Genomic DNA, 22254 nt, shown 5'->3' with positions numbered 1-22254 from the left:
CGTCACGGATGCCGAGGAGAACCCGGATGAGCAACCAGGAGTCGAACCCGACGGAGAGCGTGCTGGAACCGGGTGCGCTGTGCACCGACGTCGAGGTGCTCACCCCTCGTGAGGTGCCACTCGGCGGCATCCGCGCGATGACCGTCTACCGCACCCTGCCGCAGAAGCAGCGCTCGCTGGTCGGGGCGTGGTGCTTCCTGGACCACTACGGGCCGGATGACGTGGCCGACACCGGCGGCATGGAGGTCCCGCGGCATCCGCACACCGGACTCGCGACCGTCTCGTGGCTTTTCACCGGCCGCATCGACCACCTCGACTCCAACGGGGTCGCTGCTCCCGTGCTCCCCGGCGAGCTCAACCTGATGATCGCCGGGCAGGGCATCACCCACCAGGAGATCAGCACCCCCGACACGACCGTGCTGCACGGCGTGCAGCTCTGGTACGCCCTGCCCGAGTCCACGAGGTTCTCCGAGCACGCGTTCGCGCACTATGCGCCGGAACCAGTGGAACTGCAGGGCGTGAGCATCCGCGTGTTCATCGGCTCACTGGCGGGGTCGACCTCCCCAGTCGACACCCGCACCCCTGATCTGCTGGGAGCCGAGCTGGTGCTGGAGCCGGGCGCGCAGGTCGTGCTCGACGTGCGTCGTGACTTCGAGCACGCCGCCCTCGCCGAGAGCGGGTCGATCATGGTCAACGACACGCCGGTACGGCACCGCGAGCTCGGCTACACGCCCACCGGCGCCGACACCATGCGGATCGCGGCAGGGCCCGAGGGTGCCAGGGTGATCCTGCTCGGCGGCGTGCCGCTGGGGGAGCAGATCGTGATGTGGTGGAACTTCATCGGCCGCAGCCACGACGAGATCGTCGAGTTCCGCCGTCGCTATCAGGCCGAGCTGGGATTCGAGCCGGCGGACCCCAGGGACGCCGGAAAGCCGGAGCTGTTCGGCCCGTACGCCGAGGGGCAGCTCGCCCCGCTCCCCGCACCGCCGATGCCCACCATCCGGCTGCGCGCACGGGAGTAGGCGCACCGCCGCAGGGGTCAGGCCTCGCGGCCCTCCTCCTGCGCCCTGATCGCCGCGATGTGGTCCGCCCGGCGCGCCACGACGTGCTCGTCGTACTCCGGATGCTTCGGCATCCACGCCGCGACGTACGGGCACACGGGCACGATCGACTTACCTGCCGCCACCACGTCGTCGACGACCGCGCGCACGAGCTTCGATGCCAGGCCCTGACCTGCGTAGTCCTCGGATACGCCGGTGTGGAAGAGCACGCGCTCGTCCCCGACATCCACGTACGACTCCTCGCCGATCTCCTTGGAATCCGTGCCGTCCTCGCCGCGGTCGATCAGCACGTAGCGCGATTCGGCGGGGAGATCCTGCACGGTGAAGCGCTCGTCCGTCATGACAGCACCTTTCCGTCGACCCCGCGCGGACGCACCGGGTGCTCACTGAGGATGGAGACGCGGTTGAACGCGTTGATCGTGATCGCGACCCACTGGGCGGCGGCGAATGCCTGCTCGCCCAGCACCGCGGCGGCGCCGGCCAGATCGGCCTTGGACTCCTCGCTCAGCGGCATCCGCGTCGCCGCCTCCGCCACGGCCAGCACCGCCTTCTCGCGCTCGGTGTAGAGGGCGCTCTCGCGCCAGGCCGGCAGCAGGTCGATCTTCTGCTGCACGATGCCGGCCTCCCGGGACTCGCGGGAGTGCACATCGAGGCAGTAGGCGCAGGCGTTCAGTTGCGACGCGCGCAGCTTGATGTACTCGGACTCCTGCACCGACAGGCCGGCGGCCGCCGCATGCTGCTTGACCGTCGCGGAGAAGGCGCTGACCGCCTTCCAGACGTCGGGTGCGGACTTGTCCAGATACGGACGCATGGCTCTCCTCGGATGCTCGGGATGCGGGCCGGGCCCGCTCTCAGCACCAACCTAGACGGCCCGGCCCTCATTCCCCAGCCAGGGGGGAGAATGGGACGGGCACACCCGTACGAACACCAGAGGAGCACCGTGATGACCAGCGGCAGCAGCGACACCGGAACGATCACCCGCCAGGCGGGAGCCGAGACCGCCGTCCTCGCAGGAGGCTGTTTCTGGGGCATGGAGGATCTGATCCGCCGGCAGCCCGGCGTGCTCGGCACGCGGGTCGGCTACACCGGTGGCGAGAACGACCACGCCACGTACCGGAACCACCCTGGTCACGCCGAGGCCGTCGAGATCGTCTTCGACCCGGCTCAGACGACCTATCGCGACATCCTCGCGTTCTTCTTCCAGATCCACGACCCGTCCACGCTGAACCGGCAGGGCAACGACATCGGCACCAGCTACCGCTCCGCGATCTTCCCGCTGGATGCGGAGCAGGAGCGCGTTGCGAGGGACACGATCGCCGACGTGGACGCCTCGGGACTCTGGCCGGGTGCGGCGGTCACGACCATCGAGCAGCCCGGCCCGTTCTGGGAGGCCGAGCCCGAGCACCAGGACTACCTGATCCGCTACCCCGACGGCTACACCTGCCACTTCCCGCGCGCCGGCTGGGTCCTGCCGCGTCGTGACGCCGAGGCCAGCGCCTGATCCGCGTCGGACCTGGTGACGGGGTCTGAGGGGATGGCAGGCAGCGTCCAGCCCGATCGCATCGCGGTGCGCGGAGCGCGTGTGCACAACCTGCGGGGCGTGGACGTCGAGATCCCCTTGCGATCGCTGGTGGGCATCGCCGGCGTCTCCGGCTCGGGTAAGTCGTCGCTCGCCCTCGGCGTGCTGTACGCCGAGGGCTCGCGACGCTATCTCGAGGCGCTGTCGACCTACACGCGGCGGCGGATGTCGCAGGCGCCGCACGCCGCCGTCGACTCCGTCGAGCACGTCCCGGCCGCGCTCGCCCTGAGGCAGCGTCCCGGCGTGCCCGGCGTGCGCTCCACCTTCGGCACCTCCACGGAGCTGCTGAACGTGCTGCGGCTGATGTTCTCGCGCCTGGCATCTCATGTCTGCCCGAACGGGCATCACGTGCCGCCGACGATCGACGTCGCGGCCGAGACGCCGTTCGCCTGCCCGGTCTGCGGTGAGAGCGTGCACGCCCCGGGCGCCGAGGCGCTGGCGTTCAACTCGGAGGGAGCCTGCCCGACGTGCCAGGGCACGGGGGTGGTGCGCACGGTCGACGACGCGACGCTGGTGCCCGATCCGTCGAAGACGCTCGACGGCGGCGCGGTGGCGCCCTGGCAGATGTTCGGCTTCAACGTGCAGCCCGACATCGCCCGCGAGTTCGGCGTGCGAACCGATGTGCCGTGGAGCGCACTCACGGATGCCGAGCGCGAGATCGTGCTGAACGGTCCGGAGGAGAAGAAGCACATCACGGTGACCAGCCGCAAGGGCGTGCACGAGCTGGACTTCACGTTCCGCAACGCCCGGCTCACCGTGACGGAGGAGCTCGCCCGTGCGGCGGACGAGAAGCGTCTGGCCAGGGTGAGCCGGTTCCTCACCGAGGGAGTGTGCCCGGACTGCGGCGGGACGAGACTGAGCCCGCAGGCGCGAGCGCCGCGGATCGGCGCGCTGGGGCTGGTCGATGTCACCGCGATGACCCTGGATGACGTGATCGCCTGGGCTCCGGGAGTGACGGCGACCCTGCCGCGCGAGATGCAGTCACTGGCATCCGATCTGATCGCCACCCTGCTCGCCATGGCGCGGCGGCTGGTCGAGCTCGGGCTCGGCTACCTGTCCCTTGACCGTGCCGGCGCGACCCTGTCGACGGGGGAGAGGCAGCGCTCCCAGCTGGCACGCGCGGTGCGCAACCGCACCACCGGCGTGCTCTACGTGCTGGATGAGCCGTCGATCGGTCTGCATCCCGCCAATGTCGAGGGTCTGCTCGGTGTCATGCGCGACCTGCTGGCGGACGGCAACTCGGTCGTCTTCGTGGACCACGACGTGCAGATCCTCGCCGAGGCCGACTGGCTGGTCGAGATCGGACCGGGCGCCGGTACCGAGGGCGGTCGCGTGATCGCGCAGGGCGCTCCGCGCGCACTGGGCGAGGCGTCCCGCCTGCGCGGTTTCCTCACGGGGGACGAGCCGGTGGTCGTGCGCGAGCGGAGCGCGCCGGGTGCCGTGTTCGAGCACGGGGCGATCAGGATGTCGACGGATGCCGTGCACACCGTGCATCCGCTCGAGGTCGTCCTGCCGGTCGGTCGGCTCACGGCCGTCACCGGCGTCTCGGGCTCCGGGAAGACGACGCTTGTGCTGGAGTCGCTGGTGCCGGCGCTCAGCGCATCCGCGGACGGTCGGACGCCCGCGCACATTCGCTCGCTCGATGTGCCGTCGGCCCTGCGGGTGCACGTCGTGGATGCGACGCCGATCGGGCTGAACGTGCGCTCGACCGTGGCGACGTACTCCGGTGTGATGGATGAGCTGCGCAAGGCCTACGCGGCGACGGATGCCGCGAGGCAGGCGGGGCTCACGGCATCCGACTTCTCCTACAACACGGGTTCGCTCTCGTGTCCACGGTGCGAGGGAACCGGTGAGATCTCTCTCGATGTGCAGTTCCTGCCCGACGTCGACATCGTCTGCCCGGAGTGCGAGGGCAGCCGGTTCGCGCCGGCTGCCTCGGACTATGTCCGCGACGGGATCACGCTGCCCGCTCTGCTGCGCTGCACGATCGCCGAGGCCCTCGCACGCACCGCAGACCTGCCGCGCGTGCACAGACGGCTACGGGCGTTCTCCGAGCTCGGCCTCGGGTACCTCACGCTCGGTGAGGCGACGCCCGCGCTCTCCGGTGGCGAGGCGCAGCGCCTCAAGCTCGTGAATCAGATGCACCGCGACCAGTCGGACGCCGTGTTCGTACTCGACGAGCCCAGCGTCGGACTGCATCCTCTGGACGTGCGCACGCTGCTGTCCGTGTTCGACCGACTTGTCTCGCGCGGCGCGACCGTGATCGTGATCGAGCACGATCTGGACGTGATCGCGAATGCCGATCACATCATCGACATGGGGCCGGGTGGCGGCACCGAAGGCGGGCGGATCGTCGCCGTCGGAGCGCCGGACCGCATCGCGGCGGATCCTGCCTCGCTCACCGGCGTGCATCTGGCTCATCACCTGCGGCAGTAGCATCGTCCGGTGCGCTTCGAAGCTCCTCTCCGCCGGCTGGACCGGATCGCCGGCGGACGCCACGCCGATCTCGAGGTGCCCGCAGAGATGCGCGAGCACCCGAAGACGCGTCGCGCGTTCACCTGGATCACCTGGCTGCTGGCCGTGGAGGTTCTCCTCGGCATCACTGCGGTGGTCGTCGCGGTCGTCATCGTCGCGAACGGCGGGCCGGTGCCGTTCGCCGTGTGGATGCGCAGCGTGATCGTGCTCGGCATGACCGTGACGCTGTTCTACTTCTCCTGGCGGGCATCGCTCGGCTGGTACTGGGCGTATCAGCGTCTGCGGCTCTTCGCGCAGATCTTCCCGGTCATCACGCTCGTGATGGCGGCGATCCCGAATCTCTACCCGGCCTGGATGGTGACCGAGCAGATCGTGTTCAGCCTGATCATGATCGGCGTCGCCGACATCCTGACCGGCGACCACATGCGCACCGCGTTCCGGCGTCCGGAGCGGCCTCAGCGGCACTCCCCGATGAAACCGAGGTAGCAGACGGCGCGGTGCGTGATCGCCGGACGAGCATCGTTGTTCGACACCTCCCGGGTACCGATCTCGGGCGTCCGCGACAGGTGCCCGTAGTCCCCGAGAGACTCGACGTAGTAGCCGTCGCCGTCCTGGCGCTTCATCTCGGCGATCGCGGAGCTGTACTGCTCACATGTCGGCACCGCGGACTCGGTGAGCTCCACTCCTGCGCAGGCGAGTTCGTACTGCCGCGCCATGGTATCCGTGCATTCGGTCCAGTCCTGCCCGACCGCACAGGGGTTGACGGTGTCCATGGTGACGTCGTACCGCCCGGTCTCGTACTGCTCGGAATGCGTCGTCGCCGCCTGCGCGGGCACATCCACCTTGTCCCAGTGGCGAGCGGTGACGAACGCGTAGACCGTGGTGCCCGCGACAGCCAGGATCAGCACGCCGACGATTGCCAGGGTGACCCAGAGGCCGACGTTCTTCCGGCGCCGCGGAGGCGCGGCATCGAACACCCCGGACGGCCCCGGCTCGATCACCGCGGTCATGCCGGCCGCCGCGGGTGTGGCCGACCCAGTCGGGTGGGCGGCGGGAAACGGCAGAGTGCCGGAGTGCGAGTCGACGCCGTACATCGCTGTCGGCGCGGCGAAGCTCTGCCCCGGAGGGGCGAACGGCAGGAACGGCTCGGCATCGAGGTGCGGCTGCTGGGCGGCCGCCGGTGTCTCGTGCGGTGCGCCGATCGAGATCCAGTACCCGTACCAGGTCTGTGAGGACGCCGGATCGGCGACGACCAGCTGCGCGTCCGCGTCGGTGAGGGCTATCCCGAGTCCGGCGCGCTGGTGGGAGTCGAGCAGAGCGGCGCGGAACTGGTCGATGGACAGAGTCATGAAGGTGATGATGTCATGACGGGGCACGCCTGGTCAGCACGCCCGCGCCCTGACGGCGCTCGAACACGAGCTGCGTCTCGGTGGCGCGCACGACGTCGTGAACGGTGATGTGCTCCAGCACGATGTCGCGCAGCGCCGTGGCATCCGTCACCGCGACGTGCACCAGAAAATCGTCCGCGCCCGCGATGTGGAACACCTGCAGCACGCCCGGAGTGGACACCAGCGCGTCGAACAGGGCGTCCACGCCGCTCTTGCTGTGGTTGGCCAGCCGCACGCGGATCATCGCCTGAACCGTCGCCCCCAGCGCCGCGGGGTCGATCACCAGATCCAGCCCGGCGATCACGCCGCGAGCGCGAAGCGAGCGCACGCGGAAGGCGCAGGTGGATGCCGGGATGCCGAGCATCGCGGCGAGCTGCTTCACCGGGGCATCCGGCTGAGCGGACAGAGCCGACAGGATGCGGAGATCGAGTGCGTCGACGGCGGCCGTCGATCCATGCGTGTTGGCCAACGCGTCCTCCTGCGGGGCGATCCTGGTTGCTCTGCGAGCAAGATTATCGTCGTTAGAGCGTCGATGCGACAAGGATGCTGGATTCGCGTCGCTCTGCGACGCATCCTGGTGGCATGTCCGATCTGCCGCTGCATCCCGAGACCGTCGCCGTCCACGCCGGGCGCTCTGATTTCGCCGCGCTGGGGGTGCACGCCGCACCCATCGACCTGTCGTCGACCAACCCGCTGCCCGACATCCTGCATGGTGGCGACTCCTACGAGTCGATGGCGAACGGCGGGCACCCGCTGCCGGATGGCGGCAACGTGTACGCACGGCTCTGGAACCCGACCGTGGCGCGCTTCGAGGAGGCGCTCGCGGAGCTCGAGCACGCCGAGGCCGCGGTGGCGTTCAGCTCGGGTATGGCGGCCACGACCGCCGCGATCCTGTCGCACACGACGGCAGCAGGCAGGCACCATGTCGTTGCGGTCCGTCCGCTCTACGGCGGTACCGATCACCTGCTGGATTCGGGCCTCCTCGGCGCCGAGGTCACGTTCTGCCATGAGGCCGAGGTCGCCGCCAGCATCCGGCCCGACACCGGGCTCATCGTGCTGGAGACGCCGGCCAACCCGACTCTCGACCTCGTCGACATCGCGGCCGTCGTCGCGCAGGCGCAGGGCGTGCCGGTGATGGTCGACAACACCTTCGCCACGCCGCTGCTGCAGAACCCGCTCGACCTCGGCGCGGCCATGTCCCTGCACAGCGCGACGAAGTACATCGGCGGTCACGGCGACGTGATCGCCGGCGTGATCGCCTGCTCGGAGGAGACCGCGCAGGCGCTGCGCCGCGTGCGCGCGATCACGGGTGCGCTCCTGCACCCGCTCGGCGCGTACCTGCTGCACAGAGGCCTCGCGACCCTGCCGGTGCGGATGCAGGCGCAGCAGGCGAGCGCGCAGGCGCTGGCCGAGCGGCTTCAGGGCAACCCGGCGGTGGCCGAGGTCTTCTACCCGGGGCTCGGGGACGAGCGTGGCATCGTCGGACGCCAGATGAGCGGCGGCGGAGCCATGATCGCCATCCGGCTGGCCGGCGGCTACGCGGCAGCCGAGGCGCTCACCGGCGCCGTCCGCCTGTTCACCCACGCGGTCTCGCTCGGGGGAGTGGACTCCCTGCTGCAGCATCCGGCCGCCCTGACCCATCGCCCCGTCGCGCCCGAGGCCCGTCCGGGAGCCGACATCGTGCGGCTGTCGATCGGCCTCGAGAACATCGAGGACCTCGCTGCCGACCTCGAGCAGGCGCTCGTGAAGGCGCAGGCCGTCGCCAGGGTCTGACGGCCGGCGATCCTGTCGCAGGACTGCGACAGGATCGCGACGAGGCCGCGACCACAAGCACCGGCGCGGCCTCTATCTTCGAAGCATGAGCCACAGCCCCGCACCCCAGTACGCCCCCGTCCACGTCGCGGCTCAGCCGAGGACGAACGGTCTGGCGATCGCATCGTTCATCCTGGGGCTGTGCGGTTTCGCGCTGATCCCCGTGGTGATGGGCCATGTCGCCCTGTCGCAGATCAGGAGTCGCGGAGAGGGCGGTTCCGCGTTCGCGATCGTCGGCCTGATCCTCGGATACATCGGCTGCGCCGGCTACCTGCTGCTCGCGATCTTCCTCCTGGGCGGCGCGGTGTTCCTCAGCACGGGCTCGTTCGGCTGATCGGCGTCAGGCCGCGATGGGCGTGATCGCGCGCGGAGGTCCGAACCTCGCGGTCGCCAGCAGGAGCCCCGACAGGACGATCACTCCCGCGGCCGCCGCGAAGAAGGCGGGCAGCCCTGCCAAGTCGGCCACGAGGCCGACCCCGGCGTAGGCGAGCGGGCTGAGCCCGAGGGTGAGCAGAGTGAGCACCGCGGTGACCCGGCCCAGCATTGTCACCGGGGTGGACCGCTGCACCTGCCCCTGGCAGATCACCTGCGTCACGCCGCTCGCGACGCCCAGCCCGGCACTGCACAGCACGGCCGGCACCGTGTCCGCCGAAATCCCGAACAGGAGCAGGAGCACCGCGGTCGCCGCCGCCGAGCCGAGCACCGTCAGACGGCCGCCGGAACGGGGCAGGGCCGACATCAGCAGGCTGATCGCGAGCCCGCCCAGGCTGAAGGCGGTGAGCATGGCACCCGCCATGCCGGGATGCCAGCCGCGCTCCTGCGCGAGCAGCACCATCGCCACGCCCATGGGCCCGGAAAACGGCAGCTCGGACAGCGCCGTTCCGATCACCAGGGGCGCGATCCTCAGCCGCCGGACCGTCCGCCAGCCCGATCCGGTGACCAGCGGGTCTGGTGCGTCGCCCGCCGCAGTGGCGGTACGCGGCCGGATGCCGCGCAGCAGCAGGACGGAGGCGAGGAAGAGCACGGCGAGCACCGCGAACGCGGCGGTTCCGCCCGCAGGCAGCAGCACAGCCCCGAGCAGCGGACCCACGGCGTTGCCGATGCGCAGGCCGCTGAGCCGCCACGCCTGGAGACGGGTGAGATCGTCGGTCGCCACGAGCCGGGCGGGCATCGCGCCGACCGCGGGGATGAAGCAGGCATCCACGATTCCGAAGACCACGGCGACGGCGAGCAGCCACCAGGGGAGCACGCCGAGCAGCGCGGTGAGGGCGCTCGCGGCGATGAGGGTCAACGCGCGCGCAGTGTCCGTCCAGATCGCGATGCGGCGTGGATCGATGCGGTCGGCGAGCAGGCCTCCGACCAGCAGGAGCAGCAGGCGCGGAATCGAACCGGCCGCCAGGATCAGGCCGGACCAGCCTGCCCCACCGACTTCGGCAGCAGCCCAGGTGAGCACCAGGTAGTACGCGACGTCGCCGAGGATCGCCAGCGTGTACGCGACCACCCATCGCGCCGCGTCGCCGCGGATGCCCATGATCATGGCCGGTCGTAGATCTGCAGGCGGATCTGGGTGATCGTGCCTTCCTCTGCGGCGCGATGGCGGTCGATCACCTCCATGATCTCGGCGCGAAGCGCGCGGCGACCCGGTCCGTCGAGGGGGAGCCGAAGGTCGATGAAGGCCGACTCGGCGAGCCAGGCGGGGTCGGCCCCCGGCACGTCGGCTGCGACGCGGTACAGCTCCTCGGCGTTCATGAGTACGGTCGACTGCACGTACTGCCTGGTCACCGCATCGTCGTCGTGCTCGGCGGCATCGAACTGCAGGGCATCCGCGGTGGCACGCCACCAGCGCTCCCGCAGCGTGCCCATGCCGGTTTCCTCGGCGATGAGACCGCCGGCTTCGAGGCGGCGCAGGTGGTAGCTCGCGGCGCCGGAGTCGAGCTCGAACTCCCGGCCGAGGATGCGGGACGTCGCCGGTCCCTGCTCGCGCAGCCGACGCAGGAAGGCCAGGCGCATGGGGTGGGAGAGCACGCGCAGTTGCGCGGTGCTGAGCTCGTCGCGTTCCATGTCGGCCAGGCTAATGTTGCGAAGAACTCTTCGCAACCCGATTCGAGGTAGGGCCGGGGGAGGCGAGACCGGGCTGACGTGACACGATGGAGCAATGAGTTCTGCCAACGTGACCGCCAACCTCAGCCGTGACGAGACCGCGGAGCGGGCGGCGCACATCACCGTCCACAGCATCCGCGTCGAACTGGACCTGAGCGGCGCACCCGAGCGGGCCCGCACCGGGTTCCCGACCGTCACCACGCTGAACTTCGACGCCACCGCGACGGAGACGTGGATCGACTTCATCGGCGAGAGCGTCTCCCGCGTGGCCGTGAACGGCGAGGAGCAGGACGTGCGCTGGGACGGCGCCCGCATCTCGATCGAGGGCCTGAAGGCGCAGAACGAGGTCCGCGTCGAGGCGGTGGCCGAGTACAGCCGCTCCGGCGAGGGGATGCACCGGTTCCACGATCCGGTCGACGGCGAGACCTATCTGTACACCCAGTACGAGCCGGCCGACTCGCGCCGGGTGATGGCGTGCTTCGAGCAGCCCGACATGAAGGCGGCCTACACGTTCGACGTGTCGGCGCCCGCCGGCTGGCACGTGCTCTCGAACCAGTCGCCCGAGCGCGTGCACGAGGGCATCGGAGTGCAGCGCATCGAGTTTGCACCGACGCTGCCGATCTCCAGCTACATCACCGCCGTCGCCGCCGGTCCCTACGCGCGCATCGACGGTGAGTGGTCGCGCGACGGCCAGCACATCGACCTGGGCGTGCTGTGCCGCGCGTCACTGGCCGAGCACCTCGAGGCCGACGAGATCCTCGAGGTCACGCGACAGGGCTTGGACTTCTTCAGCGACGCCTTCGCCTACCCGTACCCCTGGGGCAAGTACGACCAGATCTTCGTGCCGGAGTACAACCTCGGCGCGATGGAGAACCCGGGCCTGGTCACCTTCACCGAGGCGTACATCAACCGCGGGGCGGCGACCGACGCGCAGCGCGGCGGCCGCGCCAACACGATCCTGCACGAGATGGCGCACATGTGGTTCGGTGACCTGGTCACCATGCGCTGGTGGGACGACCTGTGGCTCAAGGAGTCGTTCGCGGACTACATGGGATCCCACGCGTCCGCTGCGGCGACGCGCTTCACGGACGCGTGGGCGCGCTTCGCGAACAGCCGCAAGGCATGGGCGTACCGGCAGGACCAGCTTCCCACCACGCATCCGATCGTCGCCGACATCCCCGATCTGGAGGCGGCCAAGCTGAACTTCGACGGGATCACGTACGCGAAGGGCGCGGCGGTGCTCAAGCAGCTGGTCGCGTTCGTGGGTGAGGATGCCTTCTTCGAGGGCGCCCGCCGCTACTTCGCCGCGCACGCGTTCGGCAACACCACGCTCGACGACCTGCTCGACAAGCTCGGCGAGGTCTCCGGGCAGGACCTGCGCGCCTGGTCGCGCGCCTGGCTCGAGACCAGCGGCGTCTCGGCTCTCCGGCTGGAGACGGATGCCGACGGCCGGCGTCTCCTCGTGCAGGACGGCGGCGCCGCCGGGCCGCGCCCGCACCGTCTGCGCATCGGCCTGTACGACCTGGACGACGGCCGCCTCGCGCTTCGCGAGCGGATCGAGCTCGGCATCGACCAGGAGCGCACCGAGGTGGAGATCCCGGATGCCGACCTGACCCTGCTCAACGACGACGACCTGACGTACGCGAAGGCGCGCCTGGATGAGCGGTCGCTGACGGCCGTGGAGGAGTCGCTGTCGACGCTCGAGGACGATCTCGTGCGCGGCCTCGTCTGGTCGTCGCTGTGGAACGCCACCCGCGACGGCGAGCTCGCGGCGGTCCGCTACCTCGAGATCGTCCGCCGCCACGCGCCCGCCGAGTCCAACGTTGCTCTGCTGACCACCGTGCTTTTGAACGCCGCGTTCGCGGTGCGCCACTACGTCGCCGACGATGCGCGCGACGAGCAGGGCCGCGCCTGGGTGGATGCAGCGTGGTCCGCGCTGCAGTCGGCGGATGCCGGCAGCGACGCGCAGCTCGCATGGGCGCGCGCGTTCGCCGCGGCATCCGGCTTCGATGCACACCACGCGGATGCCGTGCGCGGCATCCTGAACGGCGGAGCGCCGCGTGGGCTTCCGGTGGACGCGGACCTGCGATGGCTGATGCTGACGGCCCTCGCCACCACCGGCGACGCGACCGTCGAGGAGATCATCGCCGAGCGCGCCGCCGACGACACCGCCACCGGCCGCACAGCGGAGATCCGCGCGCTGGCGTCCCGCCCGGATGCGGCGACGCGGGCGGCGGCGTGGGACTCCGCGTGGAACGACCTCACCCTCAGCAACGATCACCTGGACGCGACCATCGGCGGCTTCCGGGCCGGCGGGCGCCGGGACCTGATCGCCTCCTTCGACGGCGAGTACTTCGACCGGATCCGCGAGGTCTGGGGCACCCGCTCGATCGAGCTCGCGCAGCGCCTTGTCGTGGGGCTCTTCCCGGCGACGCCCGACACGACCCTCGTGGACGCGTGGCTGGAGGCGAACACCGATGCACCCGGTGCGCTGCGGCGTCTGGTGATCGAGTCGCGCGACGACCTCGCACGCGATCTGAGGGTGCGGGCGGCGCAGGGCTGACCCGCGGCCGCACCGTCCCTGGGCGCGGAGGTTGTCGAAGCGTCGCTGTCAGAGGTCGAGTGCATCCCCCGGCTGGAGATCGACGAACTCGCCTCCACCCTGCTCGGTCGCCCACTGCAGCCGCTGCTGATGCATGGTGCGCCCGATCGTGGACAGGGTCATGTCGTGGGTGCCGAACGCCCGCTTCGGAGCGACCGCGAGCACGAAGTCGATGGCCTCGCCGATCTTCAGCCACGGCGCGCCGAGCGGGGCCGCGAGCGTGTCCACGGCGACGCCCTCGGGCACCGCGTAGGAGTCGCCGGGGTAGTACAGCTGCTCGTTGACGAGCACACCCACGTTGTCGACGTGCGGCAGGGAGGAGTGGATCACGGCGTGATCGCCGCCGAAGAAGCGCAGCGAGAACTCGCCGACGGTCACCGTGTCACCGGGCCGGACGACGTTGATGTCATAGTCGCCGGCCGCCGCGGCGACGCCCGCGGGCGCGTAGATCGGCGTGCCGGGGGCATCGCGCAGCAGCCGGTCAAGGTGACCGGGTGTCCAGTGGTCGGCGTGCTCGTGGGTGAGCACGATCGCCACGAGATCGTGCAGGTCGTCGAGAGGCGCGGTGAACGAGCCGGGGTCGATCACGAGCGTCTGGCCGAGCTGGTCGAGGCGGAGGGCAGCATGTTCGAACTTGGTGACGCGCATGTCGCCGAGTCAACTCCGTCGCCGGTGCGAGAGCAAGCCGAATGCCGCGACACGCCCGCCGGACCGAGAAGAGGCGCCCTGATTTGGATTCGCAGGATGCGCCGTGGCAGACTTGCACGGTTGCCAAAACGGCCCGCAAGGGCCAGAACGGCCCCATCGTATAGCGGCCTAGTACGCCGCCCTCTCACGGCGGTAACGCGGGTTCGAATCCCGCTGGGGTCACAGCGACACGAAGGCCCTCCGAGCGATCGGAGGGCCTTCGGCATTTCCGAGCGGCTGTCGAGGTCCTCCGGCAGAATCCATGCACTGGAATGAAATTCCCGAGGAGGGGGTTGTCGTGAGCATGACGGACATCGAATTCGGGCTCGACACCTTCGGCGGCGTGACCCATGACGCAGAGGGCAACCCTGTTCCGCATCCGCAGGTGGTGCGCGATCTCATCGAGGAAGCCGTGCTCGCCGACGGACTGGGCCTGGACTTCTTCGGGCTGGGGGAGCACCACCGGCCGGACTTCGCCGTGTCCAGCCCCGAGGTGGTGCTGGCGGCGATCGCTGCACGCACGGAGCGCATCCGACTCGGCTCCGCTGTCACGGTGCTGAGCTCCGATGACCCGGTGCGCGTGTTCGAGCGCTTCTCGACTCTCGACGCGGTCTCGAACGGCCGAGCGGAGATCGTCGCAGGACGCGGCTCGTTCATCGAGTCCTTCCCGCTGTTCGGGTTCGACCTGCGACAGTACGAGGAACTGTTCGAGGAGCGCCTCGACCTGCTCTCGCAGCTGCTGAAAGAGGAGCCCGTCACCTGGCAGGGGAACACCCGCGCGGCCCTCGAGAACCAGCGCGTCTTCCCGACCACCGCGAACGGGCTGCGCACCTGGGTGGGCGTCGGTGGCAGCCCCGACTCCGTCGTGCGCACCGCGCGCTACAACTTCGGCCTGTTCCTCGCGATCATCGGAGGGCCCGCCGCGCGCTTCGCGCCGTACATCGACCTGTTCGAGCGTGCGCAGGATCAGTTCGGCGTCGAGCACAAGCCGGTCGCCGTGCACTCGCCGGGCCTCGTCGCCGAGACCGACGAGAAGGCACGCGCGCTGACCTACGACGGATGGCTCGCCATGCGCACGCGTATGGGGAAGGAGCGCGGATGGGCGCCGCCGGCGGTCGGCGACTTCGAGCGCGAGATCGAGAGCGGTGCGCTGTACATCGGGTCGCCCGAGACCGTCGCCCGCAAGATCGTCGCGACGCTGAACACGCTCCGCGTGAACCGCTTCGACTTCAAGTACGACCAGAGCATGATCACGCACCAGACCATGCTGGATTCGATCGGCCTGTACGGCGAGAAGGTCGTCCCGATGGTCAAGGACATGCTCGGCTGACGGGCGCTCTGCGGAGGTCCCGCCTCGATTTGGCGGGGCCTCCGCGGTCATGGCATACTTGAACGGTTGCAGTGACGGCCCCATCGTATAGCGGCCTAGTACGCCGCCCTCTCACGGCGGTAACGCGGGTTCGAATCCCGCTGGGGTCACTCACCAGAAGGCCCTCCGGAATCCGGAGGGCCTTCTTCCTTTCAGTGCGCTCGGCTCAGATCGCCGTCGCAGTGCCACCGTTCCGCAATCTTCTTCTCTCGAACATCTCCATCGCAGCGAAGGCCAGGATGACGCCGCAGACCGCGCACACCGCGCCCGCGACGACGTCCGAGGGATAGTGCACCACCGCGTACACGCGGGCGAGCGCGGTGACCGCCACCAGCACGACTCCGCCGGCGAGCACCCAGCCGCGCGCGGCGGTGCGCCACGTCAGCAGGACCAGAACGGTCGCCAGCGCCGTGACGAAGGCGACATGTCCGCTCGGGTAGGAGGCATCGGTCTCCGGCGCGACGACGCGATGCACGGCATCCGTCCACTCCGGACGGGGCCGAGCGACGATCACCTTCAGGACGCCGGTCACCAGCCAACCGCAGGCGACGGCCGCGCCCGCAGCCAGACCCGTCAGGAGCCGGCCTGACTTCAGCGCGACGGCAGCGGCCAGCAGGCACCCGATCACCACAGCGGATGCCGGCTGGAAGCCGACGGAGACCGCCTGAGAGATCGCATCGAGCACCGGGGAGTGCACGTTGTTCAGCCATAGATCCGCGCCGATCTCGGCACGCGATCCGCGTATCGCCAGACCGAGGACCAGCATCGCGACGAGGCCGACCACCGCGCTGGACGCGGCGATCCGCATCGAGTACGGGGAACCCGGCCAGGCGGGCAGCAGTCGCGCGCTCGTGTGCGCCGCTCCGGACGGCGGATGCGCTGTGGAAGTCACCATGGGATCCTCTCCGGCGCTCAGAACGAACCCCGCTGCATCCCACGTTAGAAACGGGGCACCGCGGGATTGTGAGACGACGCTGAGAGCCGGTTATGGGTCAGCCGGGGCGGTCAGGCGCGCTCCATAGCGCCCTGGTCGCGGGGTGCGGCGAATGCGCCGGTCAGCCACAGAGCGGCGACGGTGCCGACCAGCGCGGCGAGGGCGAGCGGCAGGTCCAGTCCGTATGTCGTGATGCCGAGCACCGGCAGGACGAACAGCAGGATCGCCAGAGGCGTGGCGCCGGTGAACCGCGCCTCCTGGAGTGGCGGCGTCTTCTCGAACCGCATCAGGGGCAGCGAGAGAGCCAGCACCGCGGCGAGCACCAGCACGAAGAACAGCGGACGCGTCCACCACCACACGGCCCCGCCCGGGTGCGGCATCGGAATCGGAAGCAGCAGCTCGACGCCGATCAGCACCATCACCATCGGGAGATGCCACAGATACACGGTCATCAGCCGTGAGCTGATCAGAAGCATCACGCCCTGCACCGCCTTGGTGCGCGTGAGCGCTGTGAGCGGGCGATGCAGCAGCGTGAGGGCGGCCGCCTGCACGACGGCCAGCACAGCGAGCGGGATCGTCGGGGGCCACTGGTTCGAGAGCATGTTCCACCACGAGCCCATCAGCGGGACGGATGCCGCGGCGAGCCCGTACCCACCGACGATGAGCGCGATCAGCTGCCAGGCGGTGCGTGCCCGGAACCAGCCGTCGTACATCAGGAATCCGACCTGCTGGCAGAACAGCCAGACGAACAGCACGTTGGGGATGCCGAAGAACTGCTCGCCGAATCCGTAGCCGTCGGCGGGCACCGAGGGGATGCCGAACGTTTCGCGCATCAGGAGGAAACGGACGGCATCGACCGCGACGACGCACAGGAAGAGCACGGCGAGGACCCGCATTCCCCAGCGCTCATGGAGGCGCATCATCCGCGGCGCACAGGCCTGCGTGATCGCGTACGCCGCGAGGAACCACAGCGGCGATCCCACCCCGACCGCGACGGCATCGACGAGAGCGGGGTCGAGGCCCAGCATCCGCGCCGCGCCCAGCACCACGGAGAAGAACGCGAACAGAGGGAGCGCCGGCCGTGCGAGGCGCGCCAGCCGCACGCGCACGAACTGATCCTCGCTGCCCCCGCGCCGCTGCGCCGAGCGCCATCCGGCGCGGGCTGCGAAGCCGCCGATCACGAAGAACAGCGGCATGATGTCGACGATCCAGCTCGCGACATCGAACCACGGCTGCTGTTCGACGGTCTTCTCGATGAGGATCCGGCCGTCAGAACCCCGGCCGACGCCGCTGTACAGGATGTGCGCGAACACGACCAGCAGTACGCAGCCCACGCGCACCAGGTCGAGCGTGAGATCCCGGCCCTGCGGAACGACACGGGTCGGCGTCGGTGCGGCGCTGCTCATGCCGATGAGTCTAGGAGGTGGCCGCGTCCCGCAAGGAGATCGCCCGGATGCCGGGGTTGCGCAGCGGCATGATCATCAGCAGCGCCATCGCGCCCCCGTACAGCGCGAAGGGCACCCAGAGCGGCAGGATGCCCGCGATCAGGCCGAACAGCGCCATGGCGACCGGCATCAGGCAGTCGTCGCCCAGCCGCAGGATCGACCCGAGTCGGCCCAGGTAGTCGGGGGCCGCAGTCGCGGCGAACGTCGACCCCAGCAGGGCTGAGGCGAAGCCGGCGGTGAATCCGATCGCCAGGCTCCCCGCGCCGACGACGATCGGCGACCCGACGCCGAGGGCGACGATCCCCGCGCCCTGCACCATCAGCGCGGCGAATCCTCCGATGGCCTCGCGGCGAGGGCGTCGTCGCACGACCACCAGCGCACCGGCCATCGCGCCGCCGCCGACCAGGGCCTCGAACACGCCCACCGCTCCCGCGCCCCACCCGTGGGCAGTCGCCTGCAGCGGCAGGCCGATGGAGATCGCCGGCCCCACGGCCAGGTTGAGGCCCGACAGCGCGATGACGAGCGTGCGGGTGGCGCGTTCCCGACCGAGGTAACGGAAACCGTCGGCCACACCGCGCAGCACGCTCTGCTCCGCCGATGCGCGGGGGAGCGCGAAGCGCGGGCGCAACCAGAGCACGATGAACACGATCACCACCACGTAGGTCAGCGTGTTCAGGCCGGCGCTGCCCGACAGGCCGAACGCGGCGACCAGAAAGCCGCCCATCGCCGAGCCGGCCATCGTCCCGAGCCGGGACAGCGTCTGGCTGAGCGCCGAGTAAGCGGGAAGATCAGCGGTCGAGACGAGCTGTCGCGGCATGGTCCCCGCGGCCGGCTCGAAGAACGCGTCGCACAGGCCGAACGCGACGCTCGCGATCAGCAGCACCGCGACGGTGGGCTGCGCGGCCAGGCACCAGACGGCGACACCGACGAGCACGACCACGCGCAGCGCGTTGAAAAGCACCATCAGCCGCCGGGCGTCCTTGCGGTCGGCGTACGCCCCGCCCACCAGCAGCACGATCGCCCGCGGCACCGTGCCTGCCGCCACCACGAGGCCCGCGACCGCCGGTGAGGCGATCTGCACCGCGGTCCATGCGAAGGCGATCGTGAAGATCGCGTCCCCGGCATCCGACAGCGCCTTGATCACCAGCCACGCCTGCACCAGACGATCTCGACGGAACGCGGGCGGAGTGCGCAGCAGGGTGGGTTCGGTGGCAGTCATCTCACACCTCCGTCGGAAAGCCGTGGGCGAAGAAGAACACCGGCATCCGCTCCTGACCGTCCTCGCGGTCGATCCCGCGGCGCCACTCGTCGACCATCGCGTTCAACCGCGACTGCAGGTCGCTGAGCTCCTCCTGCGTCGCCCAGGCCAGCGAGTCCGTGCTGAAGCCGGTCGCCTCGCTCTGCGGAGACACCCGGTACCAGCGCTGCAGCAGATCGAGCTGATGGCGCACGTTCGCGCGCTGCGCCTCACGGGCCAGAAGCGCGTCCGCCGGGGACTCGTAGTCGTTCGACGACCAGGTGAACGACCTCCTGGCGAGCCGCCACCAGCTCGCCCGTCCGTCGCCGTCCGGTGCGTCCACGCGCTCGACGACGCCGGCCTTCTCCAGCATCCGCAGATGGTGGCTGATGCTGCCCACCTGCGCGTCGAGGACCCGGGCGAACGTACCGACCTGGGTCTCGCCGTGCAGTTGCAGATGATCGATCATGCGACGCCGCAGCGGATGCGCGATCGCGGTGATGACGGAGATGTGTTCCACGCCCGCAACGCTAAGCGGGCTTCCGCATTCTCACAAGACTTCTTGTATACCGCGGAAAATCAAGGAACTCGGGTCTTGCGCATCCTGCGGCGGATGAGCCAGACCACCAGCAGTACCACTCCGGCGACGGCGAGCCAGGGGAGCAGTAACCCGAACGCGATGACCACCCCGTTCAGCGCCGCGATCAGTCCGTTCCAGCCGGCCAGCAGTCCGTCGCCGAAACCGGCCGGATCTGCCTGGGTCGCCTTCGCGCGCTTGGTCAGCTGCACCTGCACGCTGGACATCGACACCTGGTCGTCGAGCGACTTCAGCTGCTGCTGGTAGCTCTCCAGCTGCGCCTGCCGTTCGCTGAGCGCGGTCTCCGCGGCGATCAGGTCCGCCACCGAGCCCGACTTCGACATCAGTTCGGTGAGGCGCTGCACCGACGCCTTCGAAGCGTCTACGCGAGCGCGCAGATCGACGGCGGTCGCGGTGACGTCCTCCCGCGAGATCGAGGAGCCGAGCACCTGACCCCGCTCGCCGACGGCATCCATCACCGCCGTGAGATCGGCGGCGGGCACCCGGATGCTGACCCACCCGTCCCCGCTCGGCAGCGAGGGCTCGGTGGGTGCGCCCTGCGCAGCATCCGGAGCGGTCCCGGACCGTGCTCCGGGCTCGAGGCCGATGTCGCTGGACTCCACGTAGCCACCGTGCTTCTCGGCGAGAGCGGTGAGCGCATCGGCCGCCTTCGCGATGTCGGCGACGCGCAGCGTGACCCGCGCGGTGGTGATGATGTCACGACCTGCGGAGGGAGCGTCCGTGCTCGTGCCGGGCGCGCTCCCTCCGGCCGCGCTCTTCGCTCCGTCGCCCTGCACGGACTCCGGCATCCCCACCGCGGGAAGCGGCCCCGCGTCATAGGCTGCGCTGTCGCCGCCGGCGCTGTTCGCGCCCGTCGGCCCGTGCGAGACCGCCGACAGCAGCGGCGGGGAGATCAGGATGCCCGCGGCGAAGGCCGCAGCCACACCCAGGCCGAGCGCCCAGCGTCGCCGCCGGCGGCGCGCTGTGCTCTCCGGCTGCGCCGGACGCAGCAGAGGCCGATCTTCGGCGATGTCGTCGAAGACCGCCTCCTCGATCCGTGCGATGGTCTCGTCGCTCAGCGGCGGCAGCTCCACACCGTCGTTCTCGCTCATGCGTCCCTCATCTCCTGAGCAGCGCCTCGCAGGCGCGTGCGAACCCGGGACAGACGGTTGCGGATGACGGCGTGACTCACTCCGAGCTCCTCCGCGGCGACCTGGTAGGCGTAGCCCTCCACCGCGCACAACCGGAAGATGCGGCGGTCGGTCTCGTCGAGCCGTCCCACCTCCTCGGCGATGCGCTCGGCCAGGGCAGCGGAGATCACCTGATCCTCGACGCTCACCGTGTCGGGGATCGTCTCCTCCAGGGCATCCGCGGTGTTGGCCCGGTCCCGGCGCAGGATCCGCAGCCGGTTCGCCGCCTGGAAGCGGCAGATCGTCGCGAGCCAGGGCAGCAGCGAATCCCCGGCCAGCTCGAGCCCTGGCAGCTTGCGCCAGGCGACCACGAAGGTCTCCTGTGCCACATCCTCGGCATCCGGTGCCGAACCGAGGATGCCGTGCGCGATCCAGTACACCGGCCGCACATGGGCGCGATAGATCTCGCGGAAGGCATCCTGATCTCCGGATGCCGCCCGTGCGGCCCACTCGCGATCCTCTGTGCTGGTCGGCATGACCGTCCCGTCCGTGTCTGTTGATCAGGAAGTGTCGCGTCCGGCCTCATCGTCTCAGATTCCTCGACATCCCGGATTGTTCGGTAGCATGGGCTCTGCGAGAGGGAGTATCCCGACATCGCGCAGATCGTCATCACGAGCACCGTCATCGCTGCTCCGGTCGCGCGGCGCACCACCGGTGCGGGGAGAGACTTTCGGACTTCCGCCTACCCTCCGAAAGGTCCTCCGCCCTTGGATATCCCTGTCTGGTTCGAGATCACCTCGCTGGTCGTGCTGACCGCCATCCTCATCGGCGATCTGCTGCTCATCCTGAAGCGCCCGCACATCCCCAGCACCAAGGAATCGGCCCTGTGGGTCGTGTTCTACGTGACGCTCGCGCTGATCTTCGCCGGTGTGCTGTTCCTCATCGGCGATGCCAAGACATCGCTCGACTTCCTCACCGGATGGGCGATGGAGTACAGCCTCTCCATCGACAACCTGTTCGTGTTCATCCTGATCATGACCCAGTTCTCGGTGCCACGGCGCTATCAGCAGGAGGCGCTGATGGTGGGCATCATCATCGCGCTGGTGCTGCGCGCGATCTTCATCATCATCGTCGGCGCCGCCGTCCAGCACCTCAGCCCGATCTTCTACATCTTCGGCGCCTTCCTGCTGTACACGGCGATCCGCCAGGCCCTTCCAGACAAGGAGGAGGATGACGCGCAGACCGAGGGCTTCATCGTCCGCCAGATCCGCCGGGTGATCCCGATCAGCGACGAGTACGACGGCCCGAAGGTGCGCACCACCATCAACGGCAAGAAGATCTGGACGCCGATGCTGATCGTCTTCGTGTCGCTGGGCGTCACCGACCTGATGTTCGCGGTCGACTCCATCCCCGCCATCTTCGGCATCACGACGAACGCGTTCATCGTGTTCACCGCCAACCTGTTCGCCCTGATGGGCCTGCGCCAGCTGTACTTCCTGCTGGGCGACCTGCTCGACAGGCTGCGTTACCTGCACTACGGGGTCGCGTTCATACTCGGCTTCATCGGCGTCAAGCTCGTGCTGCACGCCATGCACGAGAACGAGCTGTCGTTCATCAACGGCGGTCAGCCGATCGAGTGGGCGCCCGACATCAACAACTGGGTGTCGCTCGGTGTGATCTTCGCGTCGATGGCGGTCGCCACGATCGCCAGCCTGATCGCCTCCGCCCGTGAGAAGCGCACGCCGGTCGCGAGCTGAGCGCGGATCGTCACACAACGCGGCATCGGGCGAAGCACCCGATGCCGCGTTGTAGACTGGCCCGCATGCGGTGTGTGGTTCTCCTCCTTAGCAGCCGCGGC

At 69.6% G+C, this 22254-nt stretch carries 22 protein-coding genes and 2 tRNA genes; 11 read left to right on the top strand and 13 right to left on the bottom strand.

All coding sequences use genetic code 11. The annotated features are described in order from the left end of the window. Positions 1 to 26 precede the first annotated feature (26 nt). Entirely contained in the window at positions 27 to 1022 is a 996-nt protein-coding gene (locus MIAR_RS06010; protein ID WP_285632792.1) for a pirin family protein, read from the top strand. Between the two features lie 17 nt (positions 1023 to 1039). Here the strand turns inward: MIAR_RS06010 and MIAR_RS06005 are convergent, their stop codons facing one another. Together MIAR_RS06005 and MIAR_RS06000 are read right to left on the bottom strand one after the other, a co-directional pair. Continuing rightward, positions 1040 to 1402: a GNAT family N-acetyltransferase gene (locus tag MIAR_RS06005; RefSeq protein WP_285632789.1), complete on the bottom strand. Its 363-nt coding sequence runs from the start codon at positions 1400 to 1402 to the stop codon at positions 1040 to 1042. Next, on the bottom strand, positions 1399 to 1872 hold the full coding sequence (locus MIAR_RS06000) for a carboxymuconolactone decarboxylase family protein (RefSeq protein WP_285632786.1): 474 nt from the start codon (positions 1870 to 1872) through the stop codon (positions 1399 to 1401). Before MIAR_RS06000 ends, MIAR_RS06005 begins: the two co-directional genes overlap by 4 nt. A 132-nt stretch (positions 1873 to 2004) precedes the next feature. On the opposite strand from MIAR_RS06000, the gene msrA reads away from it, so the two are divergent. The 3 genes from msrA to MIAR_RS05985 are packed head-to-tail and all read left to right on the top strand — an operon-like array spanning position 2005 to position 5601. Beyond that, positions 2005 to 2562, top strand: coding sequence for a peptide-methionine (S)-S-oxide reductase MsrA (gene msrA / locus MIAR_RS05995; RefSeq protein WP_285632783.1), 558 nt, complete (start codon positions 2005 to 2007; stop codon positions 2560 to 2562). A gap of 33 nt (positions 2563 to 2595) precedes the next feature. Then, positions 2596 to 5076, top strand: coding sequence for an excinuclease ABC subunit UvrA (locus MIAR_RS05990; RefSeq protein ID WP_285632780.1), 2481 nt, complete (start codon positions 2596 to 2598; stop codon positions 5074 to 5076). A 9-nt stretch (positions 5077 to 5085) separates the two neighbouring features. Then, positions 5086 to 5601 (top strand): hypothetical protein, encoded by a 516-nt coding sequence (locus MIAR_RS05985; RefSeq protein ID WP_285632777.1) that lies wholly within the window; start codon positions 5086 to 5088, stop codon positions 5599 to 5601. Here the strand turns inward: MIAR_RS05985 and MIAR_RS05980 are convergent. Further along, entirely contained in the window at positions 5571 to 6464 is an 894-nt protein-coding gene (locus MIAR_RS05980) for a hypothetical protein (protein ID WP_285632774.1), read from the bottom strand. The genes MIAR_RS05985 and MIAR_RS05980 overlap by 31 nt on opposite strands. Positions 6465 to 6477: 13 nt before the next feature. After that, positions 6478 to 6972, bottom strand: a complete 495-nt coding sequence (locus tag MIAR_RS05975) for an Lrp/AsnC family transcriptional regulator (protein ID WP_285632771.1) — start codon at positions 6970 to 6972, stop codon at positions 6478 to 6480. Between the two features lie 113 nt (positions 6973 to 7085). Between MIAR_RS05975 and MIAR_RS05970 the strand changes: the two genes are divergently transcribed. Then, positions 7086 to 8276: a trans-sulfuration enzyme family protein gene (locus MIAR_RS05970; RefSeq protein WP_285632768.1), complete on the top strand. Its 1191-nt coding sequence runs from the start codon at positions 7086 to 7088 to the stop codon at positions 8274 to 8276. A gap of 85 nt (positions 8277 to 8361) precedes the next feature. Next, complete coding sequence (locus tag MIAR_RS05965; RefSeq protein ID WP_285632765.1) at positions 8362 to 8649, top strand: DUF4190 domain-containing protein; 288 nt, start codon at positions 8362 to 8364, stop codon at positions 8647 to 8649. A gap of 6 nt (positions 8650 to 8655) precedes the next feature. Here the strand turns inward: MIAR_RS05965 and MIAR_RS05960 are convergent, their stop codons facing one another. Together MIAR_RS05960 and MIAR_RS05955 are read right to left on the bottom strand one after the other, a co-directional pair. Next, positions 8656 to 9852: an MFS transporter gene (locus MIAR_RS05960; protein ID WP_285632762.1), complete on the bottom strand. Its 1197-nt coding sequence runs from the start codon at positions 9850 to 9852 to the stop codon at positions 8656 to 8658. Next, on the bottom strand, positions 9849 to 10376 hold the full coding sequence (locus MIAR_RS05955) for a winged helix-turn-helix domain-containing protein (RefSeq protein ID WP_285632759.1): 528 nt from the start codon (positions 10374 to 10376) through the stop codon (positions 9849 to 9851). Before MIAR_RS05955 ends, MIAR_RS05960 begins: the two co-directional genes overlap by 4 nt. Before the next feature lie 94 nt (positions 10377 to 10470). Here MIAR_RS05955 and pepN point away from each other — a divergent pair, with 94 nt between their 5' ends. After that, positions 10471 to 12978, top strand: coding sequence for an aminopeptidase N (pepN, locus tag MIAR_RS05950; protein WP_285632756.1), 2508 nt, complete (start codon positions 10471 to 10473; stop codon positions 12976 to 12978). 48 nt (positions 12979 to 13026) lie between these two features. On the opposite strand, the gene MIAR_RS05945 is transcribed toward pepN, so the two are convergent. Further along, positions 13027 to 13665 (bottom strand): MBL fold metallo-hydrolase, encoded by a 639-nt coding sequence (locus MIAR_RS05945; RefSeq protein ID WP_285632753.1) that lies wholly within the window; start codon positions 13663 to 13665, stop codon positions 13027 to 13029. A gap of 149 nt (positions 13666 to 13814) precedes the next feature. On the opposite strand from MIAR_RS05945, the gene MIAR_RS05940 reads away from it, so the two are divergent. The 3 genes from MIAR_RS05940 (at position 13815) to MIAR_RS05930 (ending at position 15183) form a co-directional block, all read left to right on the top strand. Next, positions 13815 to 13887, top strand: a tRNA-Glu gene (locus MIAR_RS05940). A gap of 121 nt (positions 13888 to 14008) precedes the next feature. Continuing rightward, positions 14009 to 15034 carry an LLM class flavin-dependent oxidoreductase gene (locus tag MIAR_RS05935; RefSeq protein ID WP_285635653.1) on the top strand — a complete coding sequence of 342 codons (1026 nt, stop codon included), beginning with the start codon at positions 14009 to 14011 and terminating at the stop codon, positions 15032 to 15034. 76 nt (positions 15035 to 15110) lie between these two features. Further along, positions 15111 to 15183 (top strand) — tRNA-Glu (locus MIAR_RS05930). Between the two features lie 56 nt (positions 15184 to 15239). Here MIAR_RS05930 and MIAR_RS05925 read toward each other — a convergent pair. The 6 genes from MIAR_RS05925 to MIAR_RS05900 form a co-directional block, all read right to left on the bottom strand. Further along, positions 15240 to 15968 carry a phosphatase PAP2 family protein gene (locus tag MIAR_RS05925; protein WP_285632751.1) on the bottom strand — a complete coding sequence of 243 codons (729 nt, stop codon included), beginning with the start codon at positions 15966 to 15968 and terminating at the stop codon, positions 15240 to 15242. A gap of 110 nt (positions 15969 to 16078) precedes the next feature. Beyond that, positions 16079 to 17413: an acyltransferase family protein gene (locus tag MIAR_RS05920; RefSeq protein WP_285632748.1), complete on the bottom strand. Its 1335-nt coding sequence runs from the start codon at positions 17411 to 17413 to the stop codon at positions 16079 to 16081. A gap of 10 nt (positions 17414 to 17423) precedes the next feature. Then, the gene (locus MIAR_RS05915) at positions 17424 to 18671 is read right to left on the bottom strand and encodes an MFS transporter (RefSeq protein WP_285632746.1); all 1248 of its coding nucleotides are present in this window, start codon (positions 18669 to 18671) and stop codon (positions 17424 to 17426) included. Position 18672: 1 nt separating this feature from the next. Then, positions 18673 to 19209 carry an ArsR/SmtB family transcription factor gene (locus tag MIAR_RS05910; RefSeq protein ID WP_285632745.1) on the bottom strand — a complete coding sequence of 179 codons (537 nt, stop codon included), beginning with the start codon at positions 19207 to 19209 and terminating at the stop codon, positions 18673 to 18675. 59 nt (positions 19210 to 19268) lie between these two features. After that, positions 19269 to 20378: a DUF4349 domain-containing protein gene (locus MIAR_RS05905; RefSeq protein ID WP_285632743.1), complete on the bottom strand. Its 1110-nt coding sequence runs from the start codon at positions 20376 to 20378 to the stop codon at positions 19269 to 19271. Beyond that, entirely contained in the window at positions 20375 to 20932 is a 558-nt protein-coding gene (locus MIAR_RS05900) for an RNA polymerase sigma factor (protein WP_285632740.1), read from the bottom strand. The genes MIAR_RS05905 and MIAR_RS05900 overlap by 4 nt, the downstream gene beginning before the upstream one ends. A gap of 231 nt (positions 20933 to 21163) precedes the next feature. On the opposite strand from MIAR_RS05900, the gene MIAR_RS05895 reads away from it, so the two are divergent. Beyond that, positions 21164 to 22153, top strand: coding sequence for a TerC/Alx family metal homeostasis membrane protein (locus MIAR_RS05895; protein ID WP_285632736.1), 990 nt, complete (start codon positions 21164 to 21166; stop codon positions 22151 to 22153). The last annotated feature ends 101 nt before the right edge of the window (positions 22154 to 22254 follow it).

Origin of the sequence: Microbacterium arabinogalactanolyticum (assembly GCF_030268005.1) — a bacterium.
GTDB lineage: Bacteria > Actinomycetota > Actinomycetes > Actinomycetales > Microbacteriaceae > Microbacterium > Microbacterium arabinogalactanolyticum.
This window is presented reverse-complemented; position numbering and strand designations above follow the sequence as displayed.

Bases quoted from the DNA above. Each gene is read 5' to 3' on its own strand.
- MIAR_RS06010 (WP_285632792.1), top strand. From the start codon at position 27: ATGAGCAACCAGGAGTCGAACCCGACGGAGAGCGTGCTGGAACCGGGT.
- MIAR_RS06005 (WP_285632789.1), bottom strand. From the start codon at position 1,402: ATGACGGACGAGCGCTTCACCGTGCAGGATCTCCCCGCCGAATCGCGC.
- MIAR_RS06000 (WP_285632786.1), bottom strand. From the start codon at position 1,872: ATGCGTCCGTATCTGGACAAGTCCGCACCCGACGTCTGGAAGGCGGTC.
- msrA (WP_285632783.1), top strand. From the start codon at position 2,005: ATGACCAGCGGCAGCAGCGACACCGGAACGATCACCCGCCAGGCGGGA.
- MIAR_RS05990 (WP_285632780.1), top strand. From the start codon at position 2,596: ATGGCAGGCAGCGTCCAGCCCGATCGCATCGCGGTGCGCGGAGCGCGT.
- MIAR_RS05980 (WP_285632774.1), bottom strand. From the start codon at position 6,464: ATGACTCTGTCCATCGACCAGTTCCGCGCCGCTCTGCTCGACTCCCAC.
- MIAR_RS05970 (WP_285632768.1), top strand. From the start codon at position 7,086: ATGTCCGATCTGCCGCTGCATCCCGAGACCGTCGCCGTCCACGCCGGG.
- MIAR_RS05965 (WP_285632765.1), top strand. From the start codon at position 8,362: ATGAGCCACAGCCCCGCACCCCAGTACGCCCCCGTCCACGTCGCGGCT.
- MIAR_RS05960 (WP_285632762.1), bottom strand. From the start codon at position 9,852: ATGATCATGGGCATCCGCGGCGACGCGGCGCGATGGGTGGTCGCGTAC.
- MIAR_RS05955 (WP_285632759.1), bottom strand. From the start codon at position 10,376: ATGGAACGCGACGAGCTCAGCACCGCGCAACTGCGCGTGCTCTCCCAC.
- pepN (WP_285632756.1), top strand. From the start codon at position 10,471: ATGAGTTCTGCCAACGTGACCGCCAACCTCAGCCGTGACGAGACCGCG.
- MIAR_RS05945 (WP_285632753.1), bottom strand. From the start codon at position 13,665: ATGCGCGTCACCAAGTTCGAACATGCTGCCCTCCGCCTCGACCAGCTC.
- MIAR_RS05935 (WP_285635653.1), top strand. From the start codon at position 14,009: ATGACGGACATCGAATTCGGGCTCGACACCTTCGGCGGCGTGACCCAT.
- MIAR_RS05925 (WP_285632751.1), bottom strand. From the start codon at position 15,968: ATGGTGACTTCCACAGCGCATCCGCCGTCCGGAGCGGCGCACACGAGC.
- MIAR_RS05920 (WP_285632748.1), bottom strand. From the start codon at position 17,413: ATGAGCAGCGCCGCACCGACGCCGACCCGTGTCGTTCCGCAGGGCCGG.
- MIAR_RS05915 (WP_285632746.1), bottom strand. From the start codon at position 18,671: ATGACTGCCACCGAACCCACCCTGCTGCGCACTCCGCCCGCGTTCCGT.
- MIAR_RS05905 (WP_285632743.1), bottom strand. From the start codon at position 20,378: ATGAGCGAGAACGACGGTGTGGAGCTGCCGCCGCTGAGCGACGAGACC.
- MIAR_RS05900 (WP_285632740.1), bottom strand. From the start codon at position 20,932: ATGCCGACCAGCACAGAGGATCGCGAGTGGGCCGCACGGGCGGCATCC.